Source organism: Streptomyces sp. GS7 (assembly GCF_009834125.1).
Taxonomy (GTDB): Bacteria; Actinomycetota; Actinomycetes; order Streptomycetales; family Streptomycetaceae; genus Streptomyces.
The window spans coordinates 4,167,521-4,184,493 of sequence record NZ_CP047146.1 but is presented as its reverse complement, the minus strand read 5'-3'; the positions used below and the strand labels follow the sequence as shown (position 1 = coordinate 4,184,493).

Sequence of the window (16,973 nt, the reverse complement as noted above, 5' to 3'; positions counted from 1 at the left end):
GGTCCAGGTGGGGGGCGCCGGCTGTCCTCGTGCGCCCGCGGCCCCGCGAAATTCGGTGGACGCGCGGCGCCGCGCCCGATGGGATCGGTCGGCGTCCCCCTCGCCGCGTCCGCCGGTTCGCGGTCCCCCCACGGTTCAAGGAGCCTCGCGTTGTCCGCTGGTGACACCCCGCCCGACGATGTCGCGATCAGTACGGCCCTGGTGCGCCGGCTGATCGCGTCGCAGTTTCCGCAGTGGTCCGGCCTGCCCGTCACACCGGTCGCCACGCAGGGGGTGGACAACGCGACCTACCGACTGGGCCATGCCATGTCCGTCCGGCTGCCCCGCCACTCCCGCTGGGTGGGCCAGGTGGCCAGGGAGCAGCACTGGCTGCCCCTCCTCGCGCCGCATCTGCCGCTCAGCGTCCCCGTACCGCTCGCGGAGGGCACGCCGACCGGCGAGTACCCCTTCCCGTGGTCGGTCCACCGGTGGCTGGACGGCGAGCGCGCGCTCCCGGAGCGGCTGGCCGACCCGCGTCAGGCGGCGGCCGATCTGGCCCAGTTCCTCGCCGCGCTGCGGCGGGTCGACACGGCCGGCGGCCCGCCTCCGGAGTGGAGCAACGGCTTCCGCGGGGTGGCGATGGACGACGCACGCGACTCGGCGGTCGCGGCCCGGCGGCTGCGGTCCCGGATCGCGGCGCTGGAGGGGCTGGTCGACACCGGTGCGCTGACCGCGGTGTGGCAGGCCGCGGTGTCGGCGCCGGCCTGGGAGGGGCCGCCGGTCTGGATCCACGGCGACCCCTCCCCCGGCAACGTCCTCGCCGTCGACGGTCAGCTCGGCGCGGTCATCGACTTCGGCACGCTGGCGGTCGGCGATCCGGCCTGCGACCTGATCGGGCCGTGGACCCTGCTCCCGGCCGACGCACGGGCGGTGTTCCGTGCCGTCCTGCCGGTCGACGAGGCGACCTGGGCGCGCGGGCGCGGCTGGGCGCTGTCCGCGCTGCTGCCCTCGCCCGGCACGCTCACGGACGGCGATCCGGTACGGGCGGCCCGCGCCCGGCAGCGACTCGACGAGCTGATCGCCGACTTCCGGGGGCACGGCTAGGGCCCGGCGATCCGCGCACGTACGGCGTGGCCGGGCCGGCGGGCGTACCCGCCCGGCCGGGCGGTCGCCGGCCGCCCGGCCTCACCTCCCCGTCCGGCAGCCTCGGTTGGGCCCTGCCGGATCGGGACGGCTGCGGTCGTGCGTCCCCTCCCCTCAGGTCGTCGGCGTACCGCGGAAGACCGACGCGTGGTCGTTGAGGAAATCGTCCAGCGAGCGGGCCGGGCGGCCCAGCAGACGCGGCACCGTGTCCGCCACGGTCGCCGCCTCACCGTTTCCGTACAGGCCGTAGAGCTCGATGAGGCCGTCGGCCTGCCAGGCGCCCATGCCGATGGCGAGCAGCGCCTCGCGGGCCTGAGCGGCGGTCAGTGCGCGGTAGGCGACCTCCCGACCGAGCAGGGCGCCGGTCCGCGCGGCGATCTCGGCATGGGTCAGCGTCTCCGGCCCGGTCACGTCCAGGATGGTGCGCTCGTGCCCGCCGGTGGTGAGGACCGCGGCCGCGACCTCGGCGACGTCACGGGCGTCCACATAGGAGACCGGAGCCTCGCCCGCCGGCAGGGCGAGCATGCCCGAGCGCAGGGTTTCGGCCATGCCGAGGAAGTTCTGCCAGAAGCCGTTCGGGGCCAGCGCGGTCCAGTCGAGGCCGCTGGCGGTGAGCTGGTCGAGGCCGGCGCGGTGCGCGGCGAAGAAGCGCACCGGGGAGACGTCACTGCGGCCCAGGCCGATCGCCGCGTGCAGCACGACCCTGGGCCGGCCTTCCTTCGCGGCGGCCTCGATCACATGGCGCTGCTGCCGGTCGGCCTCCGGATGGACCGGGGTCAGCAGGTAGACCGCGTCGACGCCGGCCACCGCCGGGGCCAGTGAGTCGGGGTCGCCGAGGTCGGCGACCACCGCTTCCACGCCCTCGTCCCATTCGGCAGGCAGCCGGCCCGCGTCACGCACCAGTGCCCGGACCGGCACCCCACGGTCCCGCAGTGCACGCACCAGCGGTCGGCCCACGGTGCCGGTCGCACGCGTCACGAGAATCATCAAGTCCCCTGATTGTGTTGTGGTGTTCGTGCCGCGCACCGGTCGCCGTCCGACCGGAGTCCGGCCCGGTCAACGCTACGAGCGGCGGAGTCGATCAACAAGCGCGATGCGTTGTCGCCCCACAAGCGGCGCTTGTCGCCGCCGGGTACGACCATGCCGCCCTAGGATCCCGTCGCATGGAACCCGAGCTGCGCCATCTGCGCTCCTTCGTCGCGGTGGCCGAGCGCCGCAGCTTCACCCGCGCCGCCGAGGACATGTACGTCGCGCAGCAGGCACTCAGCCAGCAGATCAAGGCCCTGGAGGAGATCCTCGGCGTCCGGCTCCTGGACCGGTCCTCCCGGCGCGTCGACCTCACCGCGGCCGGGGCGGCGTATCTGGCCGACTGCAAGCGGCTGTTGGCCGCCTCGGCCCGCGCCACCGAGCATGTGCGGGCGGTGGCGGCCGGGGCGGCGGGCCGGCTGCGCCTGGCGTACTCGCTCTCCGCCGCGTACGAGACCCTCCCCGCGCTGACCGGCCGGCTCGCCCGCGAGTACCCGCACCTCACGGTGGACACCCGGGAGATCTTCGCGGGCGATGTGTGCCACGCCCTGCGCGACCACCGCTGCGATCTCGCCCTCGCCCCCGCGACGGACTGGCCCGAGGGCATCAGCCGGCGCACCGTCCGCCGGGAGCCGCTGATGGCTGCGGTCTGGGACCGGCATCCCCTGGCCGGCGCCGGGGCCGTGGACCTCGCCCGGCTCAGCGGGGAGACCTTCCAGCTCTGGCCGCGCGACATGGCGCCCGGCTACTACGACGCCGTCGTCGGAGCCTGCCGCGCAGCCGGCTTCGACCCTGCCCTGGACGGTTCCGCCTCCGGCACCACCGCCTGGGCGGGCATCGCCGCCGGCCGGGGCGTCAACCTCGTCGTCGCCTCGCTCGCCCGCCAACTCCCCCGCGACATCGCCCTCGTACCGCTCACCGCCCCCGGCGCCACCCTCGCCATCGACGCCGTCTGGCGTACCGACCACCCGCACCCGGCCACCGACCGGGTGCTGGACGCCTGCGCGGGGCTCTACGGGGCGGACGCATGACCCTTTGTCCGGTTTCCTCCTTGTCTTCCTGATCACAGCCGCGCAGTGTCGATCCCGACATCCGGTGATCACGCCTCAGGTGATCAGCGACTCCCCTCAGCCCCTCACCCCGCCAAGGCCCCACCATGACCCCATCCCCCGCGGCCGTCCGCGCCGAACTGGAACGCTTCATACAGACCCACGAGTTCAGCTGCCTGGGAGCCCGCGCCGCGCTCAGACGGCAGACCATCACCCATCACCACTACCGAAGACTCGGCGACGAGGAGTCCGCGCGCGACAACTACCGCGATGTGCTGGTGTACGCCCTCGCCCTGCCGTCCCAGCTCTCCGCCCAGAGCTTCCGCACGTTCGTCGCGACGTTCGACGACGCGGGGCGGCTCGACGAGAGCGCCCACGAAGAACTGCTGTGGCGGCACCTCCAGTTCATGCACGACACCGACGCGGAAACCTACGGGCTCGACCAGAGCTCCACCTCCGATCCGACCCGGCCCAACTTCGGCTTTCATGTGGGCGGGCACGCGTTCTTCCTGGTCGGTATGCATCCCGGGGCGTCCCGGGCGAGCCGGCGCTTCTCCGTTCCGGCGATCGCGTTCAACTCCCTGACGCAGTTCATGCTGCTCGGTGAGAAGTTCTACTCGATGCAGGACGCGATCCGCCGGCGCGAGGTCGCCAACAACGGTTCCGTCAACCCGAGTTTCACCGAGTACGAGTACGAGCAGCCCGCCCGGCACTTCGCGGGGCGGTTCACGGAGCAGGACTGGACATGCCCGTTCACGGCGCGGCACGAACCCCCCGCCGAGGATCCCGCCGAGGAACTCATGCAGCCCAAGCCGTGACACCGCGCACGGGAAAGGGCCCGGCGAACGTGCTTCGCCGGGCCCTGCTCCGTTCCGTTCCGCCCTCCGCGGCGCGGCAGACGTCAGTTCACCGCGTCGCGGCTCAGTGCGTCGGCCCCGTCGTGGTTCAGCTCGATGTCGCACGCCGTGTGTCCGGCGGCGTCCACCCGCAGCGGGGTGGCGACCGGCGGATAGCCGCTGGCGATCAGCGTGTAGTCGCCGGTGTCCAGGTCGGTGAAGACGTACTCGCCGTCCTGGCCGCTGGTGGCGGTGCCCACGACGTTGCCCGCGGGGTCCAGCAGCGTCACCCGGGCGTCGTCCACCGGGCCGCCGAGCAGGGTGCGGACGGTGCCGCGGACCTGGGCGCCGAGCGTCAGCCGGATCTCGTACCAGTTGCGGGTGCCGGGGGTGACCTCCACCTGGAGGGCGGCGGGGCGGTGGCGCTCCGCGCTGACCGCGAGCGTGTAGCTGCCCGGGGTCAGTTCGTCGAAGGCGAAACCGCCGTCCTGGCCGACGACGCCGGACGCCACGACCTCACCGCGGACGTCGGTGGCCACGACCAGTGCGCCGGGCACCGGGTCGTCGTTCTTCTCCTCGCGGACCTCACCGGACAGCCCGGCCGCACCGCTCAGCGTCAGGTCGAAGGACACCGGTTCGGCGCCCACCACGACCGTCAGCGCCTGCGGCTTGCGGGCGCCCGCGGAGCCGATCAGGACGTACGTCCCGGCACCGGTGGTCGGCAGCGCGTAGCCGCCGTCGGCGTCGGTCGCGGTACGGCCGAGCTGCCGCCCGCCGACGCTGATCAGGGTGACCGCGGCCTGCGGCACGGGCCGGCCGTCGCCGTCCCGTACGGTGCCGCGGATCAGCGGACCGGACGCCTCCGGTGCGGGATCCGGAGCGAGGGCGGCGGTGGCGGCCGGGACCACCTCCTCGGCCGGCTCGGCGGCCGGCGCCGACTCCGCGACCGGCGGGGCCTCGCCGTTGGCCTCGGCCTCCGCCTGGGCCCGCGCCTGGAGGCCGGAGATCTGCCGCAGCGGCACCTCCTTGATGAACCACATCAGCAGGAAGGCGACCGCGACGACGACCGCGCCCATCAGGAAGACGGTGTGCATCGAGTCGGCGAAGCCGCGCTTGAACGGCTCGGCCAGCCGCGGGTCGAGGTGCTGGATGAACGAGGAGTCGCTCAGCACACCCGAGGAGCCGCCGTTGCCGGGGTGCTTCAGCATGTCGAGCACCGGCTTGTTGGCCGGGTCGTGCAGCACCGCGGGGTCCTTGAGCGCGTCCTGGAAGCGCTGGGTGGACGCGGCGGTCCTGAACGCCGAGCCGATCTTGTCGCCGACGGTGCTGAACAGCACCGACAGGAAGATGGCGGTACCCGCGGTGGCGCCCATCTGCCGGAAGAACGTGGCCGAGGCGGTCGCCACGCCCATGTCCTTCGGCGGCACCGCGTTCTGCACGGCCAGCACCAGGGTCTGCATACAGCCGCCCAGGCCGAGGCCGAAGACGAACATGTAGGCCATGGTCTCCCACAGCGGGGTGTCCCACTGGACCCGGTAGTGGAAGAGCAGCATCGCCGCGGCCATCAGCGCGGTGCCGATGATCGGGAAGACCTTGTAGCGGCCGGTCTTGGCGGTGATCTGGCCGGAGGCGATGGAGGCGATCATCATGCCCGCCATCAGCGGCAGCATCTCCAGACCCGACTTGGTGGGGCTGGCGCCCTTCACGATCTGGAGGTACTGCGGGATCATCAGCATCCCGCCGAACATGCCCATACCGATCAGCACGGACAGGAAGCTGGTCTTGCTGAAGGTGCCGTTGCGGAACAGCCGCATCGGGATCAGCGCGTCGTCGCCGATCCACCGCTCGACGAGGATCCAGGCGATGATGCCGACGGCGCCGATGACGTAGCAGGAGACCGACCGGGTCGAGGTCCAGCCCCACTCCCGTCCCTGCTCGGCGACGAGCAGCAGCGGGACCACACCGATGGTGATGGTCAGCGCGCCCCACCAGTCGATGCGGTGGTTGCGGCGGGTGTGCGGGAGGTTGAGGACCTTGGCGACGACGAACAGCGCGATGATGCCGATCGGCACGTTGACCAGGAAGACCCAGCGCCAGCCGGTGATGCCGAGCAGGTGGGCCTGGCCGGCGAGCGCGCCGCCGATCAGCGGACCGGCGACGCTGGAGGTGGCGAACGTGCCGAGCATGTAGCCCTGGTAGCGGGCGCGCTCCCGGGGCGGGACGATGTCACCGATGATCGCCAGCGCCAGCGACATCAGACCGCCGGCACCGAGGCCCTGGATGGCGCGGAACGCGGCCAGTTCGGTCATCGAGGTGGAGAAGGTGCAGAGCACCGAGCCGATGACGAAGACGCTGATCGCCGTCAGGTAGTACGGCTTGCGACCGTGGAGGTCGGACAGCTTGCCGTACAGCGGCGTGGCGATCGTCGAGGTGATCAGGTAGGCGGTGGTCGCCCATGCCTGCTGGCTCAGGCCGTGCAGATCGTCCGCGATGGTCCGGATGGACGTGCTGACGATCGTCTGGTCGAGCGCGGCGAGGAACATCCCCAGCATCAGACCGCTGAGGATGGTGAGGATCTGGCGGTGGCTTAGCGCCCCCGCCCCCGGTATCGCCTTGGCTTGCGCCCCCGGCGGAGAGGTGGCTGTGCTCATGTACGTATCTCTCCCTGCTCCACGTCGGCGCCCTGGTCTTCCGCGGGGTCCGGCCGTGTGTGTTGTCGTTCTGCCATGTCCTCGTTGAGCCGGCCCATCAGCCGGATCAGGTCGGCCCGGTCCTGCGGCGACCAGGGTTCGAGGATCGCGGCCAGTTCCGCGTCGCGCTGACGCCGGTACTGCTCGAACCGGGCCCGCCCCGCTTCGGTGGCGGTCAGCAGCGAGCCGCGGCGGTCCTCGGGGTCGGGGCGGCGGGCGACCAGCCCGCGCTCGACCAGCGAGCGCACCTGGCGGCTGACCGTCGACAGGTCCAGGAACGCGTCGGCGGCCAGGTCGGTCGCCCGCTGGTCCCCGCCGCACGCGAGCCTGGCGAGCAGCACCCGGTCGGCTGCCCCGGCGTCGTTCTTGGCGCGCTGTTTCCAGGCCGCGATCAGCCGGGTGAAGCGAACGATCTCGGTTCCCAGCCCGGCGGCGGCCTCGTCCAGCCGCGACTCGGCGGTGATCTCCGTGATCCCCGCGCTCTCGCAGGCATGGACCGTGCCGTTACTCATCGTCGTGATCCCTCGCGGTGATGTCGCATGCGTGGAGGCATGGATGCGAGACCCAGTCGGTCACTGGATACATTGCTTGTACCTAGCAAGCATAGCGGCTGGAAAGGGCTGCTGGCGACCACCGGTGCCGAACGGGCATCCGGCCGCGATACGCGGCGCGCGGCGGCACCGGTCACGCCTGGGTGCGATAACAGACCAAGGTGGTACACATGCCAGGAAAAGCACCACCCAGTCGAGGAGAGGACAACGGCATGTCATCCAAGCGACGCCGCAAGAAGAAGTCACGTCGCAAGCACGCGGCCAACCACGGCAAGCGGCCGCAGTCCTGAGCCGAGGGTCCGTGTGCCCCGGGCGGTGGCCGGCAACACGCTGCGCGTGACCACGGCCACAGGTGTGGCCTCGCCGGAGACGCCGGACCAGCGGCTGTCCGGGTTCGTGGTGGCGGCCCTACTGCTCGCCACCGCCTGGGCAGTTGCTGGGTGCTGCAACGCACCCCGCCACCGCCGTAGGCCAGGGTCGCCCTCGAGAACCACCGGGGAGTGCAACCGCTCGACGCCGAGCCGGTCCGGCAGCAGCGCGGCCGGCCGGTCATCGGCGTCCCAGGGGTGGTGCTTCCCGCGGCGGCGAAGGCCGCTCCCCACAGCGCCTCGCGGCTCGGCCAGGCCATCAGGCACGCCTCGTACTCGGCTCACTCGGCGGGCATCCGCGGACGCACCGACCGGGCTCCTTCCTCCCGCGGTCCGCCGGCGGGGCGCCGGGTCAGTGCGCGATGGCGTCGATCAGCTCGCGCGCGCCCTGGCGCAGCAGCGCGACCGCCACGGACGTGCCCAGCGTCTCGGGTGTGAGCGGTCCGGCCCACTCATGGGCGTTGAGGACGGTCTTGCCGTCGGGGGTGAAGACGCAGGCCCGCAAGGAGAGTTCACCGCGCCGGTCGGTCCTGGCGTACCCGGCGATGGGGCTGTTGCAGTGGCCCTGGAGGACATGCAGCAGCATCCGTTCCGCCATGGTCTCCCGGTACGTCTGCGGGTCGCCGAGCCCGCTGACCGCGTCGATCGTGTCGGTGTCGCCCTCGCGGCACTGGAGCGCCAGTACGCCTGCCCCGATGGGCGGGCACATGGTGTCCACCGGCAGGATCTCGGTGATCACGTCGGTGCGGCCGATGCGCTCCAGCCCGGAGACCGCCAGCAGCAGCGCTTCCGCCTCACCGGCGGCCAGCTTCTCCATCCGGCGGTTGGCGTTGCCGCGCATGGGCACGCACTCCAAGTGCGGGTGGGAGGCGGCGAGCTGGGCGATCCGGCGTACGGACGAGGTGCCGACACGGGTGTGGTCGGGGAGTTCGTCCAGGGTGAGCCCGCCGGGGTGGATCAGCGCGTCCCGGACGTCGTCCCGCTTGAGGAAGGCGGCGAAGGTGGTCCCGGCCGGGAGCGGCCGGTCTCCCGGGATGTCCTTGACGCAGTGCACCGCGAGGTCCGCCTGACCGGCGAGCAGCGCCGCGTCGACCTCCTTGGTGAACGCCCCCTTGCCCTCCACCTGGGAGAGCGCCCCCATCCACCGGTCGTCTTGACGGGGATGACCTCGGTGGCGGTGTCGGGGTGCAGCGCGCGCAGTTCGGCGCGGACGCGCTCCACCTGGGCCAGCGCCATCGGCGAATCACGGGACACGATGCGGATCAGTTCAGGGGCGGACATGGCGCCGATGATAGACCGTCAGTTGCGGACAGTTACCGACAGCGCGTCGGGGGCGGCGGGCGCCCGCCGCCTCCCCCACCGCCCGCCGCCGCGCCCGGGGTACCGTCCCAGCCATGTCCCGATCAACAGCATCCCCCACGCCGGCCACCCCCTCGCCGTCGCCCGTCACGGCGGACGACCTCGACCTCGCCGTACGGCTCGCCGTTGCTGTGCTGCGTACGGCGCCCACAACGGCCTGGGAGGGGGCGCCGGCCGGTTCGCTGGAGTGGGACTGCTGGGAGACCGTCGAGCACCTGAGTGACGACCTCTTCGCCTACGCCGTCCAACTGGGGCCCAGGACACCGCCGTTGACCGGAAACGTACCCTACGTGTGGGAGCGCCGCCGGCCCGGCGGCCCGGCCAACGCGGTGCACGCCGATCGCGCCGCGGGCCCGGCCGGACTGCTGCAGACCCTGGAGGCGAGCGGGGCACTGCTGGTCGCGATGGTCCGCACCACGCCCCCGCAGGTGCGCGCGTACCACCCCTTCGGTGTGTCGGACCCCGAAGGCTTCGCCGCGATGGGGGCGGTGGAGACCCTGGTGCACACCCACGACCTCGCCGAAGGGCTGGGGCTCGACTGGTCGCCGCCCGCCGAGGTGTGTGCGCGGGTCCTCGCCCGCCTGTTCCCGGACTCCCCGGCGGAGACGGAGCCGTGGCCCGCCCTCCTGTGGTCCACCGGGCGCACCGCACTCCCCGGGCTCCCGCGGCGGACGTCCTGGCGCTGGGACGGAACCGTACCGTCCGCACGCTGATCCGGGCGTGACGGGTGCCGCGCCGGGCGGACGGGGGTGCGCGGCGCCGGTCGGCACCGCGGGCGGACGAGTGCGGCTCGGTGCCGCACCCAGGGACGGCGCAGCCGGATCCGGCCGTCCCGGGACCGCCGTCCCGCCTCGGCCCGGCGCGGCTGTGGGCGATCGGTCTCCGTGCCTGCTCCGTCAGCGTCACCCTCCGGCCGGAGAGACGACCGATCGCTGCCGCGTGTCGCGTGCGTAACCGCCGCACAGCGCGCGACCCGAGGCCCTGTATCGCCCGGCCGCGGCGGGAGGCCGGGCCGGCGCGGGCGGCAACCGGCCCGGGCTTCCCCGTACGACTGTCCGGCGCGCTATCTCACCGGCGCTTCCCCTCACGCCCGCTTCGACGAGACGAGGTGGGCGAACGCCACCACGTTGGCGACGTAGTCCTTGGCCTTGCGGTCGTACGAGCCGCCGCAGGTGATCAGCCGCAGCTGTGCGTCCTGGGTGTCCGCGTAGACCCGGTCGTTGGGGAAGTTCGCCTTGCTGAAGGTCTCCACGGAGTCGATCTCGAACGTCGCGACGATGCCGTCCTCTCGCGTGATCTCGACCGTGCTGCCCGGCTTGAGGGTTTCCAGTTGCAGAAACACTGCCGGTCCGGTCTTGGTGTCGACATGGCCCGCGACGATCGCCGAGCCGCGCTCACCCGGGGCCGCGCCGCCCTTGTACCAGCCGACGAGGTTCTGGTTGCCCGCCGGCGGCGGATTGAGCTGCCCGGTGGAGCTGAGCGTCAGCTCGGTGAACGGGGCGTCCACGGCGATCTCCGGGATCGTCAGTCGCTTCGGCGCCGAACGGGACAGCACGAGTTCCGGCCGCGGGGAGCCGGTCCGCTGCGCCGCGGGGCCGGCGACCTCGGGGCGGGACGGCGGCTTGGCGTCCGCCGAGGTGTCCACCGAGTTGTAAACGAGGATCGCACCCAGCAGAAACGCTCCCGCGGACCAGAGCAGACCGCGGCCGATGGGGCGGGGCGGAGGGGCGTCCGGGGTGGGGTCGGGGTTCGGATTCGGCTGGGATGTCTGCGGGGCGGTCATAAGGGTGCCTTTCGTGAGCGGGCGGCGCGAGGTGCGGAAGGGGACACGCGGCGTGGTGGCACGGCCCGGGACGCCGGGGCGACGGGACGTGCCGGAGGACGACGCCGGATGCCGGGGAGGCGGCGCAGGTCACCGCGGTGGCCCGCGGTGCCGAGGACGGCGCGGGGCCCGGGGGGCCGCAACGCAATCGCCGCGGCCACCGTCCCACGAGGACGGTGGCCGCGACTGCACATCGACCTCCGGAGGGGAGCAGCCTTGTCAGGCCGCGGCGCCCGATGAATTGCGGCGACGCAGCATGTAGGCACCGGCACCCAGACCACCGAGCATCAGGACGGAACCGGCAGCCAGGCCGCCACCGGACAGCGCCATTCCACCGCCACCGGTGTGCACGCCACCGCTCGGCCGACGGCCCCAGTGGTCGCCTTCCCGGCCGTGGTCACGGTCACCGCCCCGGCCGTGGTCACGGTCGCCCCACCGGCCGTGGTCGTGGTCGCCCCACCGGCCGTGGTCACGGTCACCGCGGTCACGGTCACCGCGGTCGCGGTCGCCCCGGTCGCGGTCGCCCCGGTCGCGGTCACCGCGGTCGCGGTCGCGGTCGCGGTCACGGTCCCGGTCGCGGCCACGCCCGTGGTCGTCGCCGAAGTCGGCGTTCTGGTCCCAATCCCCGGCTACAGGCATCGCCAGGGCGCCGCCACCGGTGTGCACGCCGCCGTGCGGCGCACGGTGGTGCCGGCCATGGCCGCCGTCACGGCCGTTGTCCCGGCCACGGCCGTTGTCCCGGCCGTTGCCCCGGCCACGGCCGTTGTCACGACCGTTGTCCCGGCCACGGCCGTTGTCACGACCGTTGTCCCGGCCACGGCCGTTGTCACGGCCCTTGTCGCGGCCGTGGCCGTTGTCGCGGCCGCCTCTCCCGTGGTCGTTGTCGTGGCTGGCGAAGGTTCCGCCGGCCGATCCAATGTTCTCAGCCAGTGCCATGGCGTTCGCGGCGGGCGCGGTGATCGCGAGCACCGCCGTCACGGCGGCTGAGGCAAACAAGGTGCGGGCAGTGCGCATGGGGACAAATCCTTTCGGCGCGACTGCGAAGGCTGACACTTCGTCGGCACATCGGAATCGCAGTAGCGACGTGATCACCGTCAGTCGGATTCCGGCTCGGCACCACCGGAGAACGCCGCATTCGAGGGACAACATCGGCTCTTCGAGTGGCGAAGGACCACGTATTCACCCGTTGGACGGCGCGTGTCGGCGGCGTGTCGTCATCAAGGTGGGCTAGAGGGGTCTCCGGGGGGGCGCAGCCAGGTCGGTCCAGGGTGCACGGGAGGGCAAATGGATCACGCTCCGTGGCGGACGGTGTCGGGGACCGTCGACGGCCCCGCTGCCCGCACGAAGGGCGGAGCACCGAACGGCCCCGGAGAGGCCGCCGGCGCCCGTCGCCAGGCGGGCGCAGCTGACACCACACAAGTGACTGTACTGACAGTGCGTCAGCTCTGCATCACCGGCATAGAGTCACCGCGGCGGTGACGGCGAAGCAGACGGAGCGGGAGGTGCGGTCGGGCGGATGACGGTCCTCGCGCGCGACACCACACCGGTGATCCTGATCGATATCGGCGGAGTGCTCTCCCCCGATCACCTGCCTGCCGCGGCCGCCCGCTGGAGCGGCCGGCTGGGGATCTCCCAACAGGACTTCCTGGGGGCGCTGTTCGGCGGGAACGACGAGTGGATCCTGATCGGCCGCACGAGCCAGGAAGACTGGTGGCGCACCATCCGGGGACGGCTGCGGATCAGTGGGGAGCTGCTCTCGGAGATCCGGCGGGACCTGGCGGCCGGACAACGCTGGGACGCCGAGCTGGTGGCGGGTCTGCGCGATCTCCGCGGTGCGGCACGGACCGTCATCGTGAGCAATGCCTGGCCGGAGATGCGCGGCGGACTGCCGGGCAGCGGGGTACTGGACGCCGTGCACGACGTGGTGCTGTCCTGCGACGCCGGCTGCGCCAAGCCCGATCCGCGGATCTACGCGATCGCCCTGGAGCGGGCCGCCGCGGCCACCCCCGCGCAGGCCCTCTTCATCGACGACACCGAGGGGCATGTTCGTGCGGCCAGGTCACTGGGCCTGGCCGGTCATGTCCATAGGGACACGGCGAGCACCCTCGCGCGCATCACCGCATTCGTCCGGGCGGCGCCCCGGGGATAGGCACGGGAACCACCGGAGGCAGGGGAATCGGACTGGCGCCGCAGGCCCGGCCCCGACCCGGACGCCGTCACCGCCGTCACCGCCGTCACCGCCGTCAGCCGCCGCTCCCCCGCAGCGCCTCCTCGACGATGGCCTCCAGGCGGGCGTGGTGCGCGCCGCGCCAGTAGACCCGTCCGCACGCGGTGCACTGTGCGAAGACGTCGTACGTGCGCTGCGTGCCGTGCTGAAGCTGCTCCTGGACCGCGTCCTTGTCGGCGGCGGCCAGCCGGCCGTTGCACGCCGTACAGCGGGTCCAGGGAGCGAGGACGGGGGCGAACCGGCCCAGTACGTCCCGGAGTTGGTCGTCCGGCCGGTCGCTGTAGACATACGCCCCGGCCCAGATCTCCCGGCGTTGCAGCAGCCCCCGGTCCCGGGAGAGCAGTACCCGGCGCTCCTTGGCGGAGAGCGCGGCCAGCGCGGCATCGCCAGGGTCCTCGTTCGTGTACGCGGCGTCGACACCGAGCAGTCGCAGCCGCCGCGCGAGGGTCCCGAGGTGGACATCGAGCAGGAACCGCAGGGGCGCGCCCGGAATGTGCTGCGGACGCTCGACGGCCTGGACCTCGACGCTCTCGCCCGCGCTCGGGATGTGGGAGACGGGAGCCTCCGCGCCGTCCACCACCAGCCGCCCGACCTCGGTGAGCGGGACGCCGAGCGACTCGACGACATGCCCGAGCGTCGACGCCCCGTCCGTCACCAGGGGCGTACGGCCGGCGCTGCGCTCCGCCCCGACGAAAATATGCAGCTCAGGGGCGAAGGTGAGATCGATTTCGGGTCCGTTCACCGGCTTCCTCCGAGGATGCCCCGGCCTTCAGGCTGGGGAGGAATCGGACTCCTGCGGAGCGGGGCAGGGATGGCCGGATCGCCGCCAGGGCGATCCGGTGTCCGCCACCCGGTAGGGCGAGCCGGCCCACAAGGATCAAGATTCCTCAACTGTCAGTCCTTCTGGGTAGGTTACTGGTCATGACGACGCCAGCGATGGCGGAGGGCTGCGGGCATGCCCGACACACCTTTCGTGTGCGCCTGTCGGCTACGGCCCGGCGGGCACGGGACACCGAGTGAGACCGCTGCCGGTGGATCTGGAATGAGTGTGTCGCCAAGTCCCAGCACCGAGTCTGCACTACACGCGGCCTGGCTTCCGCCTTGAGGATGGCCGTCTGCATCTGGCCGGGAGCGTCGTGGTGACGGTGGTGTGGTCGCGCCCCCTTCCTGCGCCCCCGTCGAGCGTGCGCGTGTACCAGGACACACTCGGACACTGGTACGCCTCCTTCGTCGCGGCCGCACAGGCCGAACCGCTCGCCCCGACCGGCCGCGTCCTCGGCGTGGACTGGGGGGTGAAGGAGGTCGCCAGCGGATTCCCGACGGCCGGAGCGGAGGAATCTGACGGCACGGCGTGTCGCACCGCCGCCGGCGCAGCCGGCCGTCCGGCACGGCGCACGGCCACCGCAGGCGCTCGCCCCGCTCGGTTCCCGAGCCCCGGGCGCTGCTGCCACCTCTGCCACACACGCCCACGCACTCCTTCAACCGCTCCGGCGTCAACAGAGCACCGCCATCAGAGGACTTCACCCGCCCAGGGTCCTCCGCTGGGACGATGATCATGCCCCGTCGCCTGCCTACAGTGAGGAGAGCAGCAGGACCAATGCTGCGTATCACCCATGACACATCGAGAGAGGCGCAACGGCCATGCCGGAGAATCCGCGGGCATCACAGGCATCCCCCGACGCAGACGACTCCCAGACTTCCCGGATACCTCAGGCATCCCCGATGTCCGAGCCGGTGTCGGCTTCTGCCGGGGCATCCGACATCGTCGATCTGGGCGCCTACGGCCAGGACTTCATCGCCGACCCGTACCCCTACTACGCCAAGTTGCGGTCCCAGGGGCCCGTCCACCGCGTACACACCCCTTTCGGCCAGGACGCCTGGTTGGTCGTCGGTCACGAAGCGGCGCGCGCGGCGCTCAGCGACCCGGGCATCAGCAAGGACTGGCGCAGCAAGCTGTCGCAGGCCGGCACCGGAGGCGAGAACGCCCTGTTCACCAACATGCTGGATGCCGATCCGCCGCAGCACACCCGCCTTCGCAAGCTGGTGGCGAAGGAGTTCACGACCCGCCGGGTCGAGGCGCTGCGCCCGCGCGTCCAGCACATCACCGACGAACTCCTCGACGCGATGCTCAGCGCTCCGGACGGCCGTGCCGACCTCGTCGAGGCGCTCGCCTTCCCGCTGCCCATGACCGTCATCTGCGAACTCCTGGGCGTCCCCTCCGCGGACCGCGCCCTGTTCCGGTTGATCGCGCCGACCAGTCCGGAGGAGGCGCAGCAGGCGACCATCGAACTGTCCGAGTATCTCGTCGGCCTCATCGAGACCCAGCGCAAGGAGCCGGCCGACGGTCTGCTCAGCGCCCTGATCCGCACCAGCGACGAGGACGGCGACCAGCTCTCCCGTGAAGAGCTGATCGGCACGGTGTTCCTGCTGATGGCCGCCGGGCACGAGACGGCCCTCAGCCTGATCTCCAACGGTGTCCGCGCCCTGCTCCAGCATCCCGCCCAACTGGCCGCCCTGCGCGCCGACTTCTCGCTCATCGACAACGCGGTGGAGGAGATGCTGCGCTACGACGGTCCCGTGCAGACCGCCACCTGGCGCTTCACCACGGCTCCGGTCGAGATCGGCGGCACGCTGATCCCCGCCGGCGAATCGGTGCTGGTCTCCCTCGCCTCCGCTTCCCGCGACACCGAACGCTTCGTCGCGCCCGACGACTTCGACATCACCCGCGATCCGCGCGGGCACGCCGCCTTCGGCCATGGCATCCACTTCTGCCTGGGCGCGCCGCTGGCCCGTCTGGAGGGCCGGATCGCGATCCGCTCCCTCCTGGAACGCTGCCCCGATCTCGCACTGGACACCGACCTGGACGCCCTTACCTGGCGCACCGGCCTGATCATCCGGGGCACGGACCATCTGCCGGTTCGCTGGGGCATCTGAGGCACGGAGGGAGGAGGGCGGGGAAGGAGGAGAGAAGGAGAGGGAAGGAAGGACCGGAAGGCAGCATCGGCCGCTCGCTCCTCCCTCTCCCGCCTTCCCGCCTTCCCGCCTTCCCGCCTTCCCGCCTTCCCGCCTCAGCAACTCAAGTGGTCGCCGGGCACGGTCCCCAGGATCTGAACGAAGCGCTGATAGTTGTCGATCCGGTTCTGCACCTGGCCCGGATTTCCGCCGTTGCACTCCAGCGAACCGTTGATGGACCTGATGGTCTCCCCGAATCCGGCGCCACCGACCATGGCCTGGTGCGGCGTCATGGTCCCCGGCCCGGTCTGCGTGTTCCAGTACCAGAGCGCGGTCTTCCAGGCGACCGCCGGGTCCTGCTCGACCAGATAGGGGTTGTTCAGCAGGTCGATGCCGAGTGCGTCCCCCGCCGCCTTGTAGTTGAAGTTCCAGCTCAGCTGGAGGGGGCCCCGCCCGTAGTAGGCGGCCTGCCCGGCCGGACAGCCGTACGGCCGGGTGGCGTCGCAGTAGTGCGGATAGTTGCCGGTGTCCTGTTCCACGACGTACACGAGCCCGCCGGTCTCATGGCCGACATTCGCCAAGAAGGCCGCGGCCTCCTGCCGTTTGACGGTGTCACTCCCGGTGTTCGCGAACTCCGGGTACGCGCTCAGGGCCGCAACCAGCCCGCTGTACGTGTAGAAGGGATTCCGGTTCGGGAACATCTGGTTGAACTGCGCTTCGCTGACGACGAATCCGTCGGCCGCCTCATCGGCCCGGCCCTGGGACACGCTCGACGCGGCCGATGCCGGCGCGCCACAGGAGCCGTTCACCGTCGAGGGCATGGCGCCCCTGGACGGACCTGCGCAGCCGACCACCGCCCCGGCCGACTTGATGGTCGTCGTGGCCACCGCCGGCGCTGCCGGTACGGCGAGGGCGATGCCCATGGCCATGGTGGCGGCACCCAGCAACACTGCTCCGCGCGATCGCATCGA

General features: G+C 72.0%; 14 protein-coding genes and 2 pseudogenes. 8 read left to right on the top strand and 8 right to left on the bottom strand.

Annotated elements, in window-relative coordinates; all coding sequences use genetic code 11:
- Positions 1-150 precede the first annotated feature (150 nt).
- Positions 151-1,083 (top strand): aminoglycoside phosphotransferase family protein, encoded by a 933-nt coding sequence (locus tag GR130_RS18430; RefSeq protein WP_236573165.1) that lies wholly within the window; start codon positions 151-153, stop codon positions 1,081-1,083.
- Between the two features lie 153 nt (positions 1,084-1,236).
- Here the strand turns inward: GR130_RS18430 and GR130_RS18425 are convergent, their stop codons facing one another.
- Positions 1,237-2,100 carry an NAD(P)H-binding protein gene (locus tag GR130_RS18425; RefSeq protein ID WP_159505742.1) on the bottom strand — a complete coding sequence of 288 codons (864 nt, stop codon included), beginning with the start codon at positions 2,098-2,100 and terminating at the stop codon, positions 1,237-1,239.
- A gap of 185 nt (positions 2,101-2,285) precedes the next feature.
- Here GR130_RS18425 and GR130_RS18420 point away from each other — a divergent pair, with 185 nt between their 5' ends.
- Positions 2,286-3,179, top strand: a complete 894-nt coding sequence (locus GR130_RS18420; RefSeq protein ID WP_159505741.1) for a LysR family transcriptional regulator — start codon at positions 2,286-2,288, stop codon at positions 3,177-3,179.
- Between the two features lie 125 nt (positions 3,180-3,304).
- Complete coding sequence (gene gntA, locus GR130_RS18415) at positions 3,305-4,015, top strand: guanitoxin biosynthesis heme-dependent pre-guanitoxin N-hydroxylase GntA (protein ID WP_159505740.1); 711 nt, start codon at positions 3,305-3,307, stop codon at positions 4,013-4,015.
- An 83-nt stretch (positions 4,016-4,098) separates the two neighbouring features.
- On the opposite strand, the gene GR130_RS18410 is transcribed toward gntA, so the two are convergent.
- On the bottom strand, positions 4,099-6,684 hold the full coding sequence (locus tag GR130_RS18410; RefSeq protein ID WP_159505739.1) for an MFS transporter: 2,586 nt from the start codon (positions 6,682-6,684) through the stop codon (positions 4,099-4,101).
- Positions 6,681-7,235 carry a MarR family winged helix-turn-helix transcriptional regulator gene (locus GR130_RS18405; protein ID WP_159505738.1) on the bottom strand — a complete coding sequence of 185 codons (555 nt, stop codon included), beginning with the start codon at positions 7,233-7,235 and terminating at the stop codon, positions 6,681-6,683. Before GR130_RS18405 ends, GR130_RS18410 begins: the two co-directional genes overlap by 4 nt.
- Positions 7,236-7,486: 251 nt before the next feature.
- On the opposite strand from GR130_RS18405, the gene GR130_RS41880 reads away from it, so the two are divergent.
- Positions 7,487-7,564: a 50S ribosomal protein bL37 gene (locus tag GR130_RS41880; protein ID WP_373287922.1), complete on the top strand. Its 78-nt coding sequence runs from the start codon at positions 7,487-7,489 to the stop codon at positions 7,562-7,564.
- A 430-nt stretch (positions 7,565-7,994) separates the two neighbouring features.
- Here the strand turns inward: GR130_RS41880 and hemC are convergent.
- Positions 7,995-8,923: pseudogene (gene hemC, locus GR130_RS18400) on the bottom strand (hydroxymethylbilane synthase).
- A gap of 113 nt (positions 8,924-9,036) precedes the next feature.
- Here hemC and GR130_RS18395 point away from each other — a divergent pair.
- On the top strand, positions 9,037-9,714 hold the full coding sequence (locus tag GR130_RS18395) for a maleylpyruvate isomerase N-terminal domain-containing protein (protein ID WP_159505737.1): 678 nt from the start codon (positions 9,037-9,039) through the stop codon (positions 9,712-9,714).
- A 371-nt stretch (positions 9,715-10,085) separates the two neighbouring features.
- On the opposite strand, the gene GR130_RS18390 is transcribed toward GR130_RS18395, so the two are convergent.
- Together GR130_RS18390 and GR130_RS18385 are read right to left on the bottom strand one after the other, a co-directional pair.
- Complete coding sequence (locus GR130_RS18390) at positions 10,086-10,784, bottom strand: class F sortase (protein ID WP_159505736.1); 699 nt, start codon at positions 10,782-10,784, stop codon at positions 10,086-10,088.
- A 258-nt stretch (positions 10,785-11,042) separates the two neighbouring features.
- Complete coding sequence (locus GR130_RS18385) at positions 11,043-11,837, bottom strand: hypothetical protein (RefSeq protein ID WP_159505735.1); 795 nt, start codon at positions 11,835-11,837, stop codon at positions 11,043-11,045.
- Between the two features lie 502 nt (positions 11,838-12,339).
- Here GR130_RS18385 and GR130_RS18380 point away from each other — a divergent pair.
- Positions 12,340-12,972: an HAD-IA family hydrolase gene (locus GR130_RS18380; RefSeq protein ID WP_159505734.1), complete on the top strand. Its 633-nt coding sequence runs from the start codon at positions 12,340-12,342 to the stop codon at positions 12,970-12,972.
- Positions 12,973-13,066: 94 nt separating this feature from the next.
- Here GR130_RS18380 and GR130_RS18375 read toward each other — a convergent pair whose 3' ends face one another.
- On the bottom strand, positions 13,067-13,792 hold the full coding sequence (locus GR130_RS18375; protein WP_159505733.1) for a Mut7-C RNAse domain-containing protein: 726 nt from the start codon (positions 13,790-13,792) through the stop codon (positions 13,067-13,069).
- Between the two features lie 179 nt (positions 13,793-13,971).
- Here GR130_RS18375 and GR130_RS40615 point away from each other — a divergent pair.
- Positions 13,972-14,358: pseudogene (locus GR130_RS40615) on the top strand (hypothetical protein); the annotation flags it as partial.
- Between the two features lie 414 nt (positions 14,359-14,772).
- Positions 14,773-15,984 (top strand): cytochrome P450 family protein, encoded by a 1,212-nt coding sequence (locus GR130_RS18370; RefSeq protein WP_159505732.1) that lies wholly within the window; start codon positions 14,773-14,775, stop codon positions 15,982-15,984.
- A gap of 134 nt (positions 15,985-16,118) precedes the next feature.
- Here the strand turns inward: GR130_RS18370 and GR130_RS18365 are convergent, their stop codons facing one another.
- Entirely contained in the window at positions 16,119-16,970 is an 852-nt protein-coding gene (locus GR130_RS18365; protein ID WP_159505731.1) for a chitinase, read from the bottom strand.
- Positions 16,971-16,973 lie beyond the last annotated feature (3 nt).

Coding starts and splice junctions, on each gene's coding strand:
- GR130_RS18420 (WP_159505741.1), top strand. CDS start 2,286: ATGGAACCCGAGCTGCGCCATCTGCGCTCCTTCGTCGCGGTGGCCGAG.
- gntA (WP_159505740.1), top strand. CDS start 3,305: ATGACCCCATCCCCCGCGGCCGTCCGCGCCGAACTGGAACGCTTCATA.
- GR130_RS18410 (WP_159505739.1), bottom strand. CDS start 6,684: ATGAGCACAGCCACCTCTCCGCCGGGGGCGCAAGCCAAGGCGATACCG.
- GR130_RS18405 (WP_159505738.1), bottom strand. CDS start 7,235: ATGAGTAACGGCACGGTCCATGCCTGCGAGAGCGCGGGGATCACGGAG.
- GR130_RS41880 (WP_373287922.1), top strand. CDS start 7,487: ATGTCATCCAAGCGACGCCGCAAGAAGAAGTCACGTCGCAAGCACGCG.
- GR130_RS18395 (WP_159505737.1), top strand. CDS start 9,037: ATGTCCCGATCAACAGCATCCCCCACGCCGGCCACCCCCTCGCCGTCG.
- GR130_RS18390 (WP_159505736.1), bottom strand. CDS start 10,784: ATGACCGCCCCGCAGACATCCCAGCCGAATCCGAACCCCGACCCCACC.
- GR130_RS18385 (WP_159505735.1), bottom strand. CDS start 11,837: ATGCGCACTGCCCGCACCTTGTTTGCCTCAGCCGCCGTGACGGCGGTG.
- GR130_RS18380 (WP_159505734.1), top strand. CDS start 12,340: ATGACGGTCCTCGCGCGCGACACCACACCGGTGATCCTGATCGATATC.
- GR130_RS18370 (WP_159505732.1), top strand. CDS start 14,773: ATGTCCGAGCCGGTGTCGGCTTCTGCCGGGGCATCCGACATCGTCGAT.
- GR130_RS18365 (WP_159505731.1), bottom strand. CDS start 16,970: ATGCGATCGCGCGGAGCAGTGTTGCTGGGTGCCGCCACCATGGCCATG.